10 protein-coding genes and 1 other RNA gene are annotated in these 14620 nt (G+C 45.7%); 6 read left to right on the top strand and 5 right to left on the bottom strand.

The window, feature by feature from the left end; genetic code table 11:
- Window positions 1-1041 precede the first annotated feature (1041 nt).
- Entirely contained in the window at window positions 1042-1791 is a 750-nt protein-coding gene (locus PSE7367_RS12750) for a ribbon-helix-helix protein, CopG family (RefSeq protein WP_015165769.1), read from the top strand.
- Window positions 1792-1826: 35 nt separating this feature from the next.
- On the opposite strand, the gene PSE7367_RS12755 is transcribed toward PSE7367_RS12750, so the two are convergent.
- The 3 genes from PSE7367_RS12755 to PSE7367_RS12760 form a co-directional block, all read right to left on the bottom strand.
- The gene (locus PSE7367_RS12755; protein ID WP_015165770.1) at window positions 1827-2621 is read right to left on the bottom strand and encodes a GUN4 domain-containing protein; all 795 of its coding nucleotides are present in this window, start codon (window positions 2619-2621) and stop codon (window positions 1827-1829) included.
- A gap of 474 nt (window positions 2622-3095) precedes the next feature.
- Window positions 3096-3504: a transfer-messenger RNA gene (gene ssrA, locus PSE7367_RS21210) on the bottom strand.
- Between the two features lie 328 nt (window positions 3505-3832).
- Complete coding sequence (locus PSE7367_RS12760; protein WP_015165771.1) at window positions 3833-4045, bottom strand: hypothetical protein; 213 nt, start codon at window positions 4043-4045, stop codon at window positions 3833-3835.
- 521 nt (window positions 4046-4566) lie between these two features.
- On the opposite strand from PSE7367_RS12760, the gene PSE7367_RS12765 reads away from it, so the two are divergent.
- The 4 genes from PSE7367_RS12765 to PSE7367_RS12780 all read left to right on the top strand — a co-directional run bounded on the left by PSE7367_RS12765 (window position 4567) and on the right by PSE7367_RS12780 (window position 10178).
- Window positions 4567-6267: a DUF6930 domain-containing protein gene (locus PSE7367_RS12765; protein ID WP_015165772.1), complete on the top strand. Its 1701-nt coding sequence runs from the start codon at window positions 4567-4569 to the stop codon at window positions 6265-6267.
- A gap of 423 nt (window positions 6268-6690) precedes the next feature.
- On the top strand, window positions 6691-7392 hold the full coding sequence (locus PSE7367_RS12770; protein ID WP_015165774.1) for an LptA/OstA family protein: 702 nt from the start codon (window positions 6691-6693) through the stop codon (window positions 7390-7392).
- Window positions 7393-7663: 271 nt separating this feature from the next.
- Entirely contained in the window at window positions 7664-8392 is a 729-nt protein-coding gene (gene lptB / locus PSE7367_RS12775; protein WP_015165776.1) for an LPS export ABC transporter ATP-binding protein, read from the top strand.
- A 571-nt stretch (window positions 8393-8963) separates the two neighbouring features.
- The gene (locus PSE7367_RS12780) at window positions 8964-10178 is read left to right on the top strand and encodes an LptF/LptG family permease (RefSeq protein ID WP_015165777.1); all 1215 of its coding nucleotides are present in this window, start codon (window positions 8964-8966) and stop codon (window positions 10176-10178) included.
- Between the two features lie 260 nt (window positions 10179-10438).
- On the opposite strand, the gene alr is transcribed toward PSE7367_RS12780, so the two are convergent.
- Complete coding sequence (gene alr, locus PSE7367_RS12785) at window positions 10439-11590, bottom strand: alanine racemase (protein WP_015165778.1); 1152 nt, start codon at window positions 11588-11590, stop codon at window positions 10439-10441.
- 303 nt (window positions 11591-11893) lie between these two features.
- Window positions 11894-13045, bottom strand: coding sequence for a sensor histidine kinase (locus PSE7367_RS12790; RefSeq protein ID WP_015165779.1), 1152 nt, complete (start codon window positions 13043-13045; stop codon window positions 11894-11896).
- Window positions 13046-13616: 571 nt separating this feature from the next.
- Between PSE7367_RS12790 and xth the strand changes: the two genes are divergently transcribed.
- Complete coding sequence (xth, locus tag PSE7367_RS12795; RefSeq protein WP_015165780.1) at window positions 13617-14447, top strand: exodeoxyribonuclease III; 831 nt, start codon at window positions 13617-13619, stop codon at window positions 14445-14447.
- Window positions 14448-14620 lie beyond the last annotated feature (173 nt).

Here is a 14620-nt window from a genome sequence, read left to right on the forward strand (position 1 = left end):
TTAGGTCGCATTATCAATACGACGGCAAAAAAGAAGTAGTTAATTTTACAATCCTAACAAAACTTATGCTGATGCTGATGGATCAAGATTGTGGGCTGAGTAACAATTAATAGCTGGATAAATAACTTAGTGACAAGCTTAAACCAGTCTGGATACTCATTTGCGTTGATTAATCTTAAACCACATGAATATTTTCCTTTTACATTCAAGGTAGTTAATTAAATTAAGCCTTGGGATAAATCCTAAATGTGGCAATGAAATCAGCCATCAAGGGGCGATCGTAGCCAAATATGCACCAATAATACTTACCGTGAAACCAAAGTAAGTGTTGTGTAAATTTACTACTATTACCTAATTAAATATGTTCGCTGGAAAGCTGTTTTAGCTACTATCAGTCGAAAGATATCTCTGCATGTCTATATGCATACCTTTTGCATACCCAATGTGCATAAAAACTATTTAGAGCTTGGCATTAGTACCTGCACATTAGTAACTGCATAGGATACTTAAAGATGAGAGTGGATCTATTTCGATCGGCTATAAACCCTGCTAGTTAAGCATTTTTAGCTAAATATTAAATAAAATATTAAATGGCCTTTATCTCTATATATCTACGATCGTCTCAAGAGCCCGACTAATTGCGGGTAAAACCTGATCAGTAAATGTATTCAGCAAATGTATTCAGTAAATATAATTCAGACAATTGAACCGAGCAGGTTTGACGTACTCCCATCCTCTGCATCCAAAGCCGCTGAGCCAGCTTGCACCAGAGTAAGAGAAAGCGGTTTAGTCGGCAACTAAGTGAGTAAAGATATATGCTTACAGGCATAGTATATTTTTTATGCGTGGGTTTAGCTATGCCTAAATATGCCTATGCCGCTAAATTATTTAACTTTGATGTATTTAACTTTGATGTATTAAGTTAGTGCTGTTGCCAAAGTTTTAGCGCGGGTGGAATCACGATCACAGCGGTTATCTAAGCCCCCCTAAGTTACTGGGCAATTTAGGCAAACAGGCCATTGATGAGCAACCCAATTAACTATGTCTGATATGTCTGAGTCAAATCCCCTGTCGCACCAAGACTTTAAAGACTTAGCTGTAAAGATTGATGCCCAGGCCTATGCCAGGTTACTCGAACTTGCCGATCGCTCCGCACAAAGCAAGTCTGAGCTAGTTAAGCAGGCTTTGAATTTATTATTTGCACAATTTGAGCAGGCTAAGCAGGATGCATCGGCTAATTTAATTGAACAGGGCGATCGACCCACCGCTGCTAATCCTAATAACTTTGCTAATTTAAAAAGTCTGGCGGAGCTAAATGCGCAACTGGATCAACATAGCCAGCAAATAGCTCAACTTCAAGCTGAAATCAGCAATTTAAAGCAGCAATTAGCCAGTTCGGAGCAGAGAAAGAACATCGTAAAGAATAAAGCGATCGATCCACCGCCACTTAATCCCCTCACCACCGACAAAAATCCAATTAGCAAAAGTCCAGCGCCAACAGATGATCAGCCAGTAGATTTCAATCTTAGTAAGCAGGCCAAGGCTAATGGCGATCGCAATGGCAAGGTGAGCCAACCGATCGAAAGTGATGTACCAACCATCCCCTCGGTGCGCAAATTGGAGATTGGCGACCTGGTTCAGGTGCGCGATCAACAAAGCCCCTACTATTTGCAAATTCTGCCGATCACCAAAGTGGGACTAATTCGCGCCAGTGTGACTGGGGAGCTAGGCGAGAGCAGTATATTGAAGCGGGATCTACGCTATGTGCGATCGCCCAGTGAGCTTGAGTAGAGTTTTTGTTAACGCAAGTTTTAATTAATGATTAATTAATCCTGCCAGAGTCGATGGGAAAAGATCGCCTTGATCGTTTTATTACCGCGAATTTGATTTGACAGGGGTAAATGACCCTTGGGGGCGGATATATCCCAGCTAAACCCATCCGGATAGCGAGTAAACTTACCATCACTTTTCCAGCCGATTTTTTGCCACAGCTTGTCCCAGTTTTTGTTCAAACCTAGCCAGAGCTTACGCTGCATACTAAAACCAAATTTGTTTTCCGAATAGACCAACCAGAGCTGATCGATCGCGGCCAAATCCACCGGCGCAATTTGATCGACATCGGTAAAATAGAGCCAACCACGTTCGGAAGCTCCATTCCCAGCCGCCACGCACATTTTTTGAGAAGTTAATTTATCCGCGGCCTGATAATCCTGGCGAGCGAGCAGATTTTGCAGCAGTTCTAAATCCAGGCTCACGGCTGGATCACAGGTAACCACGCCCTTAGGGAAATGAGTAGCGATCGCCTCGATCGCCTGGGGCGAACTTGAACCCAACAACAATTGATAGGCTTTGCCATCTAGATAATTGGGGGTAATGCTAGCGTTACGCCGCCGCAACAAAAAATCAATTAAAGGGGCGATCGCCGCCTCGCCAAAACCAGCTAACTCAGAGATTGCTTTTGCCTGGGTAGTTTCTTTGGGGGCACCAAGTTGCTCTATTAATGCCAAAATTGCCCTTTGGTTGGCTTGGGCTTCGCTAATTGAGGAGTTGGGGGGATCAATTGCAGCATCATTGCTAGTAGCAGCTGTAGCGTCAAGACTTGGCGATCGCATATCACTCATTAGTTATGGTCAGTTATGGCAGTTCAGCGCTGTTTGGGACAAAAACAACAAAAATATATAAACAGAAATGAAATGGTTTACTAAAGTTATGACTCAATAAAAGCAATAACTATCATAATGCCTTAGCTTTACCTTAAACCAGTTTGCTATTACATATCTTGCAGTTTATAACTTGGCTGAAGCGATTTCATCAAACCCTTGAATTATCTTTATTATCGGCTAGTGCTAAGCTCTTCAATGACGATCGACAGTGCCAAAATCTAGATCGATCGGCTTGGTAATCAGCTAATCATGTTTACAAAACTTCGTAATTATTGAGCATTTCCTCCATTTTAAATATTCAAACTCAAATATTCAAACTCAAATATTTAAACTAAAAGACCATAAAAACAAAACCCACTCAATTAGAGCGGGTTCTCTATAAATTATTAACTGGCTCATCGATGTGGTGAACCATATTAATGCGACTGAACTTAATGGAACCGGGCAGAGTCGAACTGCCGTCCGCAACAGATCATAGCGCTCCACTCATTCACAGGTTTAGCCGATCTAACCCTCACGGCAGGAATTACCTATTATCCCAGGTAACAGGATGCTCTGGTAAAGTCTTGGGCAAATGATCTACCAGAGGAGATCATGAGCTGCATCCGTTGGGGGTTTAGCCTAGTTTGCTTAACGGAGTCACTAACTAGGGCTCGAGATCAAAACAAAGATTTGTTTCTTAAGGATCCTTAAGCGGCTACAGGAGCGGCCTTACGAGCTACTTTAACAAGAGTGTTTTTCGCATTTACTTGTTTTGGATCATTGATTAACGAGAGGTAACCCACTCTCGACCTGCTTCACGGAGTAGCCTCCACTGAAACGTCGAAACCCTTGCGGTCCCTTGTAAAAGTAATTATAGCATGACTCAAAATCGCTCCACCAGAGGGTTTTAACTGCTTACTTTATGCATATTTAAAGAGAGCAAACAAACCCTGACGATCGCTGAAACTACTACCATATATGCATCACGCCGCAATACATGATGCGATCCTGCCATTTCCGCTCATCTCAACCGCGATCGGTTATCCACACTATTACGCTGCTTTGAGGCATAGCATTAAAAGCTTGCGGATAAAAAAATAGCTGCTTCGGGCTTGAGCCAAACCCAAATCAATAAGACCAAATCAAATTTATGGCTGATTATTGCGGCGTTTTATTGTGGCGTTGATTTATTCAATCTCGATCGACTGTGGCCCTTTGCCATTACCATTGGTGCTGCCATCTGGATTGGCGATCGACTCGCTTGATACCCCTTGATCTTGCAACCAAGACTTCAGCGGGTCTTCATCCAAATTCAACCGTAGCAACCCAGACGTTAGGCCACCCATAAAAGCCAGGGGATGGGAGATGAGCTCTTGAAAAATTGGCTGTAGTTCGTCCATAGCTGTGATCTTGCCTGTGTCTTAAATTTTTACTTACTTTACTTTTAATTACTTTGCTAATCGCATTCTCTAAGTCATGTCTGTCTAATCACGATATCTGCCTAATCATGGCTGCACTGTCAAGCAAACTCGGAAAATTTAAAATCTTGAGCTTGTAAAGCAATCCATGACCAGGCTGCTTTGATCGCTCAAACTAACTCAATTGTACATTTTCTTAACTTATATTTACAATTCGATCGCAATTCTATTTTTATCCCCAGCCTCACGGCGTGAATGCCATTTGTTTGCTTAAGATAGATGTTAGAGCAATCAGCCTGATTAGCATTACATAACTTTAGGCATGAGCAAGCAGCATTTGAATTGCACTTCCACAGCACCCCCACAATCAGTATGATTACTTGCAGTACCACTACTGAGGATTTTGAACACATCACAACATCAACAATATTAGCTAAATTTAATCGCTCAGGAGTTACTGTGGTTGATAGACATCGTGATGGAGGTCAGGAACGGAGGTTTTCATGAGCACGCTTAATAGTTTGACCCTTCATCGCCTGCAACGACTGCCGCGATCGAGTGCGATCTGGGAGGGCGATCGCCGTTCCTTAGATAAGCCCCATGAGCATCTCGAAGGCACTAATTTGGTGCAGCTTAATGCTCGCCTCTTAAATGATGCCCAAGCTGAGTATGTGCTGTGGGTGGATGGCTCCAGTGGTATTGTCAGAGCCATGGATGTAATTGGCTCAAATGTGGGCAAAGAGGCGGTGGTAAGAGCCCTATTACAGGCGATCGAGCGGCCCCAGAGTCCAGCCCAGCCCAGCTTGCCCCAGAAAATATTAATATGCGATCGAGAATTGCAATTTTATTTGCGCGGCGTTTTACAAGGCTTGGACATTACGATCGAACATACCGATCGCTTGCCCTTAATTGATGAATTTTTTGAAAATATCTTGGCTCAGGCCAGCTCCCATCCGCCAGATGTCCCGCCTGAACGAGCACCAGATCTCTATCAGCAAGCGCATATTCTGTGGCAAAACGCCCCCTGGGAATATTTGTGGGATCATCAGGTGATTTCGATCGAACTAAACCAGTGGGGACTAGGCACCATTTATGCGGTGACAATGGGTCGCTTAGGGCTAGAAAAAGGGGTAATTTTCTATCGATCGGAAGAATCACTCCTAGAATTCCGGCATCATATCTCAGAAGAAGAAACCGCCGAAGATGCGGTCGAGGAAACTTTTCTACATCAAGATTGTTTATTTTCCCTGTTTGAAGATAACGGCTCCCTCTCTCCACCAGAACTAAGTATGTTGCAGTCCTATGGCTGGGGTAAGGAAGTAAAAAGTAATCACGGCACCCATCCAATTTTTGGTGCCATCCACCCCCTCGAAGCAGGGCGGCCATTTTTGTATGAAGAGGAGGCGATCGCTTTAACTGTGATCCTGTCTGCCTTCAATGGGTTTATTACTCAGCATAAAGCCAAACTTAAGGCCGGCAAATTCGAGCAGCTTAGCAGTAAGATTACGCTGCCAACCCCAGCATCGCTGCCTGAGCCAATGGTATTGAAGGTTAAAGAGTTAAAGCTACAAGTGGGTACTCAACCCAATCTGTCGCAAGAAATTCACGACATTATTACGGAAAATCCTTTCCCTGATTCCACTGCCCCCCTAATTCACGAAGATCTCTGGCCGAATAATGTTGCTTTTCGATTTTTAAATCTGGAGTGGGACAAGGTTGATTCAATCCGCCAAAGCCCTCTCTATTTACAGTTGGCGGAAACAGATTTCCCCCGTAAAGCCGACGCTCTGTCGGTGCTTTTGATCCAAACCTCTCGCCCCAAGGCTCACGCCCTAATCGAAGCGATCGAAGACAACGGCGGGATCGAGGCGGTTTGCTTTAACCCGGCAGAATCGATTTTTGGGGATAAATATGATTTGGGGCTGGTGGTTTTGGGTACGGGCGAGTTGCATTTGTTTGGTGAATTTGATCATAAAAAAAATGCCCAAACTAAGTCCTATCGAGCATGGAAAAAGCAATGTAAAACCAATCAGGGTAGATGTGCAGTAATTATTGCCATGGGCATTACCTCAACTGAGTTCCGTGGTAAGCTGGCGCAGCATCACATCATGGCCTATTACGAAGTACCGTTGGTGTCAGCTCAGGAATTGGGGTTGGGGACAATCTCGGCACAACCGATCTTAGATTACGAGTTTGATCTCTAGGCGATCGCTTGGCGGTGAACTAAGTCTGATGTAAACATAACTGCCAACCCAATCAGGCGAAGACAACGATCGGCATAATGATTACGATTGATCATAAGATTTTCTTGGCTAGTCAAGTTAACATATTCATGTTTCAATGCTTGAATCGATCTTGGCGCTAGGCGCTACTAACATATTAGATTCTTAGATCGCTTCGATTGAGAAAGATGACATTGCCAGATCAGCGCCATTAACGCGGCATTAACAATAATTACAGTCGTGTGAATGGTGATCTGATTAATCGCATTAATCGCAGGATTTGCGCTTAGTTGTTTTTCTGGATCATTCGGTGGCAACATAGGGTGATTAGATTCAGTCAATTAGACTCAGTCAATTAGATTAAGCCAATAATCAAATAATTAAGTAACCATAGAAGCTTGAAAGATGAATTCAGACTCGTCTTGCCCCAGCCATTCCCACAATTCAGTTGTGAAAGCGCAACAGAGCCAGCTTACCCTAGCCAGCCCTAAGCCTGGTTTATTTAGTTTAGCTAAGGCGATCGCCACCGCTGGACTATCCTTGCTATTGCCGTTGGCATTGCCAGTAATAGCACTAACCGGGCTAGCCACTCGGCACAGTCCACTTAGCCCAGCCGCAGTCCAGGCTCAAACCACAGGCACTGCGTTGACGATCCGGGCTGATGTGCAGGAAGCTAACGCCCAAACTGGCATAGTTACCGCCAGGGGCAATGTACAAATGAACTATCCTGCCCGTCAAATTACCGCCACCTCTGCTCAGGCTGAGTATTTTTCCAATGAGCGGCGGATTGTGCTGTCGGGCAATGTGGTAGTAAATCAGCGTGGTAACAGCATCAAAGCGGAAACAATTACCTATTTGATCGATGAAGCCCGATTTGAGGCGCTGCCCCAGGAAAGCCAGCAGGTAGAATCGGTTTACATTGTGCCCGACGAGAACCTCTCGGCAACAACCGCGCCTACCACTACGCCAGTGACGGAAATTAAACCCACCTTCAAGAGCCTGGTCAGCCCACCTAACGATCAACTCAACTCCGCTGAAGGTGAGGAAGCTGCGCCTGATGAAGATGCAGATGCAGCAGATGCAAAAGATACACAAACCGCTGAATAATCGATCGCTCAGATTTTGGCAATGCTTGTGGAGGTATTACGCGATCGCATCTTTCTGCTGAAGCTAATGTGTTTTGATGATCTAGGTCTGGTATCGATGCTGTTGATCATTTTCATTTTTGCAATCAGCCCTTAGGTAAAAACTAAATTGCCAGTTTGCCAAGTAGAGCTGCCAAGCCTATATCCCATAAATGAACCCAAATATCAGCCTAGAAATAAATTGAGAAATCAAACCATCAAGAGACTTCGATCAGAGTTGAGAAAATAGCAATATGCAACTAGCCCTCAATGATGTGAGCAAAAGCTATGGGCGGCGCACCGTAGTTAAGTCCGTTAATCTAACCGTAAAGCAAGGTGAGATTGTGGGGCTATTGGGGCCAAACGGGGCTGGTAAAACGACTACTTTTTATATGGCAACAGGTTTGGTGCAGCCTAATCGGGGTTCGGTCTGGCTCGACGATCGAGATATTACTGACCTGCCGATCCATGAGCGGGCGAGGTTGGGGATGGCCTATCTGGCGCAAGAGCCAACGATTTTTCGCAATTTATCGGTGCGAGATAATTTGCAACTGGTAATGGAGCAAACCGGGGTGCCCCGCTATCAACAAAAAGCCAGGGTAAATGCCTTAATTAAGGATTTTCAACTCACCCATGTTAGCGGCACCAAGGGGATTCAAATTTCTGGGGGTGAACGCCGCCGCACCGAAATTGCCCGTGCCCTGGCGATCGGCAAAGAAGGCCCTAAGTTTTTGCTGTTGGATGAACCATTTGCGGGGATTGACCCGATCGCAGTGGCCGAAATCCAGTCGATTATGGCTGATTTGCGCGATCGAAATATGGGTATTCTGATCACAGACCATAATGTACGCGAGACTCTGGCAATTATCGATCGAGCCTATATTATGCGGGAGGGACAAATCTTGGCCTATGGCGATCGGGATCAGCTCGCTGATAACGCCGAAGTGAGGGAATACTACCTCGGTAAAAATTTCCGATTCTAGGTTCAATTACTCCTTTAATTCCAGGGATCTAATTCCAGGGATTGGCTTTGGCCTATAAACTAGACTACGTGTGGCAAAAGTTTTAGTATTTATGTTTACCACTAGCTTAATTTAGGTCATTGGTTTGCTATTTTTTGGCTTGGCCTTGTTTAAGATCAACTAATAAGACCGCTATTTTTATCTAGTCAATATTTTGATTAAATCCACGCCGCCATAATTGCCACAAATTCTATGCAATCTCGTCATTAGATTGGACTAGAGTTAACCACTTAACCCGCCTTGCTGGGAGGCTCTAGCCATATTGATTGATCAGAGCAATTAATAGTAAATCAATAAATAATAGTAGAAAAGATTGCTCAAGTTTAAACATGCCGAAAGCATACCAGTGGGATTGCTGCTATTATCCTGATGCATTCGCTAGCCTTAATCATTCTTAGGGCGATCGCCAGCAGCTAAACTTGATGAATGAGCAATAATTTGCCTCATTGGGGGATAGTAAACCAGCAAATTTTGGTTTAAACGTATTAAAGGGTGGGTAACAAGAGACAATAGCTTAGAAGCTTTAGATTAAATGGCAACCGTAAACAAGTTGAGAGATCGCCGCAAACCCAAAAAAGCTAAGCAGCTTAATGTTAGCAATCGCCCATTGCTAGCGTTGGTGCCGAGCATCTCAATTATGGATCGCTATCTTAGCTATGAGATGATTGCACCCTTTATGTTTGGGGTGGGCGCATTTACTTCGATCGCGCTGGCGATCGGCTCGTTGTTTGAGCTGGTGCGCTTGATGACCGATGCCGGGTTAGACCTGTGGTCAGCGATCCAGATTTTTGGCCTTCGCTTGCCAGGGTTTATGGTTTATTCGTTCCCGATGGCAGTTTTATTGTCTACCCTGATTAGCTATAGTCGTTTGTCTTCCGATGGTGAAATTACGGCGTTGCGCAGTTGCGGCATTAGTGTCTATCGATTGGTGGGGCCAGCGATCGCCCTGAGTTTGATCGTATCGGGGCTGACCTTTGCCTTTAATGAAGTGATTGTCCCTTCCGCCAACTGGCAGGCCAAAACAACCCTGCGTACTGCCTTGAACGAAGACAATCCGTTATTTAAAACCAACGATATTTTCTACAATCAATACGGTGACATTGTTTATCCCGATGGCAGGGTTGAGAGCGGCTTGGTGCGTAGCTTTTATGCCCGTCGCTTCGATGGGACGCAGATGATCGATCTAACGGTGATGGATTTTTCCCAGGGATCATTGCAGCAAATTTCTGTGGCTAAGTCGGCATTTTGGCTCACCTCCCAAAATGTATGGCAGTTCAATGATGGCACCACCTACATCATCAGCCCCGATGGGTCTTATCAAAGTATTCTGAGTTTTGAAGAACAACGCCTAAAATTGCCACGGGCACCATTAGACCTGGCCCAGGAACAACGCAGCTCCGATGAAATGAATATTCGGGAGTTGAGTCGGCATGTGGAGTTAATTCGCCAGTCTGGCAACATTAAAGAAGAAAGAAAACTGGAAGTGCGATTGCAGCAAAAGTACGCGTTGCCATTTATTTGTCTGGTGTTTGCCCTGGTTGGTGCGCCATTGGGAATGCGACCGCAACGCACCAGCACGGCGCTGGGGTTTGGCCTCAGTGTCTTGATTATTTTCGGTTACTATGTGCTGCTGTTTATTTGTGGCGCACTGGGACAGGTGGGGATCATTGCGCCATTGGTGGCGGCATGGCTGCCCAATATTATTTGCCTGTCGATCGGTGGTTTGCTACTAAGCCGAGTCAACTAGAAATCAATATATATCCTGTGATGGTTGGTTTAGGACAAAATACAGGCTTATCGATAGTTGCAATAGCCTTGTCTGGCTCAGCTATATCCTAATTATCTCAGCGCTTGCTATTAACCTTGCTATTAACTGAATTTAGCTAAATCATAAACTCATGACCGAAGCTTGGCGATTGACCACGATCGCAACAATCTAGGCCTCAATCATAGGCTTTATATCAATATCTATCAATTCCTCTGCCGGGTTTCTGCCCTGAGATCAGGTTACAAATTAGCCTGACCCACCAGATCCGGCTGCATCACCGTAATTCTGGGTAAGCGATGCTTGAAGCCGCAGAGAATCTCCCAGGAGATCGTGCCCAGCAACTCCGCCCAATGATCGGCACTGGCATTATCACCATTGCCAAGAAAAGTTACTTCATCGCCCACCTGCGCTTCTGGCACATGGGTAATGTCGATCAAACATTGATCCATCGTGATTGTGCCCACCTGCGCCACCTGCTTTTGATGCAAAGACACCGAAATGCGATTGGATAAACCACGGGGCACACCATCGGCATAGCCGATCGCCACCGTGGCCAACTTCATCTCCTGGGGCGTAATAAATGAATAGCCATAGCTGACCCCCGTACCCGCCGCGATCTCCTTAATTTGGCTAATCCTTGCCTTGACCTGCATCGCTGGTTTGAGATTAACTATGCCCCGGAGATGGGGCGCAGGATAGAGGCCATATAGACCTAGACCAGGCCGCACCAGATCATAATGCATTTTCGAGGAGGTCAGCATTCCTGCGGTGTTGCACATATGGATGTGGGGTGGGTGAATATGTGCCGCTTTCAGGGTTTCGATCACCTGTTCAAAACGTTGCTGCTGCGATCGCATCACGGTTTGATCCTGTTCATCGGCGGTGGCCAAGTGGGAATAAACACTACTGATCAATAACTGCGGCAAGCTCTGCACCAACTGCACAAACTCCCTTGCCTGTTGCCAGTTGACCCCTAACCGTGACATGCCCGTGTCGATCTTGAGATGGACGGGTACTACCTGGTTGAGTCCCAACAGGGTTTCATGGAAAACCAATGCTTGCTTGGGATTGCAGATCGTAGGTTGTAAACGATGCTCGGCGATCGCCTTGATTTCTGCGGGAGTGTTGGTAGCGCCCAAAATCACGATCGGGGCGGTGATGCCAGCGTTGCGCAGTTGAATCCCTTCGGGGATCGTGGCCACCCCCAGCCAGCTTGCCCCACCTTGCAAGGCCACTTGACCCACACCAACGGCACCGTGACCATAGGCATCAGCCTTAACCACTGCCATTACTTCTGTTTGGGGGGCGAGAATTTTTTTTAGCTGTCTAACATTATGCTCAACCGCAGAGAGATTAATCTCCACCCAGGCTCGATGATTTTGCTTTAACATAACATCTCCTCACCAACGCTAACTAAAAGCTTTCTGCTTGTCCAAATCATCTAAATCCAGAGTTACCGATCGCTCAAAGGTCTAGGTATTAACGCCAAAATAGCCCTAAACCAGCTATTTACTCGGTTATTGGTGGTAATCAATCGGCAAAAATCAATAATCCCGCGTCTAACTCAGTTTATCGCTTCGATCGGGCGTAATTTGCGTTATTTAATCAATCGATCGCGTCTATCTTCGCTCAGCTTATCAAACCAGGTTGAATATTACTAGATATTACTAGGTAGCCGTGATTGGCGATCGATGTTACCGACTTGCGCTTATTTCCGCCTGTGGCCAGCGTTTCAAGATCACCGTAAAAATACTGCCCTGGTTTTCCTGGCTATTAACCTTGATCTCGCCCTGCATTTTACTCAGCAGTTCCTTGACGATCGCTAAGCCAATGCCACTGCCAGGAATATTGCTATGGGCTTGACGACCGCGAAAACGCCGATCGAATAAATGTTCTAGATCCTTGCTGGGAATGCCATAGCCGCTGTCTTTGATGGCAATCGCCACTGTTTCTGGCAATACCCGCACTGCTATTTCTACCTGCCCCTGGGGTGTATATTTCACCGCATTGTCGAGTAAGTTACCCAGCACCTCCCGCAATGCGCCACCATTGGCCTTGATCGGTGGTAATTCCGCTGGCATATAAGCCCGAAAGCTCAGTCCTTTGGTCTCGGCGATCGCTTCTGTGGATCGCAGCAATGGCGTTAATATTTCAGCCAAATCCGTAGCCGCCAATTCCAGGGTTGAAGCTGGCAGTAAGAACATTTCCTGTTGAGGTAAAGCCAATTCTTCCGCCGCATATCTGGCCTGGTCTACTTCTGCCAGAATATCTTGCATATGCTGGGATTCTTGCAGGATACCCGACACAAAGCGATGCATGGGGTTGTCGGGGGCAATCCGACGGGCGAGCAATTTGGCGAAGGTTTTGATCGCCGTGAGCGGGTTGCGCAACTGGTGCATCACCGTACTCAAAAACTGCTGTTGCCCCAGATAGGTCTGCTTTTGGGATTCCTCTAGCCATTGACAACGCCGATCGAGGGCACAGGCGATCGCCAGGGTATTGGCAATCTGTTGAATCTGGAAATGCTCGGTTTCGGTCCAGTTGCGATCCTCTCGTCCTGCCATCAATACACCCACGATCTCACCTTCATATACCAGGGGCAAAACCACCCGACCGGGCTTAACCAGGGCACTGCTTGCTGACGCTGGCAGCATTGGTGCGCTGTCGGCGGGTAATTCTTCGCTGGCTCCCACCGGATAGGCGGCCACTTCCACCAGATCAGTGGGCATTCCCTGGGCGATCCCCTCGGCCAGATAAACCACGCTAGATGCTGCACCCAAACTTTGCGTGAGTAGGGCGATTTGGGACTGAGCAATCGAGACTAGGTCGGGGCTGGCGGAATTCATATCACTAACTAATCACGATTTAAGTTAGTTTGAGCGGTGTGGTTAATCAAGGTGGTTCTTAACCTGTTTAAAAATAGATCGCTATATAGTTTGCCTTAGTGGTCAACCATGAAAATAGTGATTTGGGTTCAAGCTGGTTGATGAGACAATCATCTGGATTACAATCCTGCCTGTTTATTAAATTAGGCAAGCATTGGATTTAGTTAGCCAGATTAAGTCAATCGGTGGTGGGCTGCTACCTACCTTTGGGTTAGGTAGAATTTGGGGTGGATAAGTTTGCTAACTTCGATCGCCCACTAAGATCTGCTGGAATATAATTGTATGCTTCCACTCTAATAGTAGCTAACAATAAACTTACTAATCATGAAATAAAAGCATCCAATAAAAGTATCCAATAAAAGCTAGGTATGCTGTTTGGATTGAAATTTTGGATTGAAAGTAAGCTCGACTACATTAAATTATGGGCGGTATATAAATGTATATAAATTGGGCTTCCCTAAAAGCTCTATTCTAGAAGATCTGATTAATTGTCATTAATCGCAGGAAATCTGGGCAAACAAATAAAATATCTATGCAAATTGCCACCTGGAATGTTAATTCAGTGCGAACCCGCCTGGAACAAGTGCTTGATTGGCTGCGATCGCATCCCGAAGTAGATGTGCTCTGCCTTCAAGAGACCAAAGCGCCGGACGATAAATTTCCGATCGCCGCCTTTAATGATCTGGGCTACCAGGTTTATATCTATGGCCAGAAATCCTATAACGGCGTGGCGATCGTAGCTAAGCAGCAAATGGACGAGATCGCCAATGGATTTGGGGCGATCCTGGGGGATGGGTTTAGTGCTAATAACCCAGATCTAGATTTTGATGATCAAAAGCGGGTGATTTCTGGCGTGAGCAATGGCGTGCGGATTGTAAATCTCTATGTGCCCAATGGTTCAGCCCCTGGCAGTGAGAAATATGACTATAAATTGCAGTGGTTAGCTAAATTAAACAATTACTTAAAAAAGCTGATTGAGCAGGATGGCGGCATTGATGCGGCGCAAATTCTGGTGTGTGGCGATCTGAATGTGGCGATCGCCGATATTGATATCTATGACCCCAGCGATCGAGCTAAGCATATTATGTCTACCGATCTTGAGCGTGAGACCTTGCAAGCGGCTGTACTTAATCTTGGCTTCCAGGATGCATTTCGCAAATTCACCCCAGATGCGGGGCATTTTAGTTGGTGGGACTATCGGGGTGGGTCATTCCGGCGTAATCATGGCTGGCGGATTGATTACCACCTACTCAGCCCCAAGCTTTATGAGCAGGCGATCGCCTGTACCATAGACATCGAACCCCGTCGCCTGGAAAAACCCAGCGATCACACTCCCGTAGTGGTAGAGTTGCAATTGGCATAATGGAGTCAAAGTATTCTAGTTAGCGCCATAAAATAACCATCAAGCTTTAATATCATCGATAATATGCCCAAGCAGGGTGATGGTTAGCTCATATTCACCCGGATGTATGAAGCCCACTAATGATCTAGCACCTTAGGCTTAGTTAAGCTGACACAAATACTAACTATTTCTGG

The sequence above is a fragment of the Pseudanabaena sp. PCC 7367 genome, assembly GCF_000317065.1.
Classification (GTDB): domain Bacteria; phylum Cyanobacteriota; class Cyanobacteriia; order Pseudanabaenales; family Pseudanabaenaceae; genus Thalassoporum; species Thalassoporum mexicanum.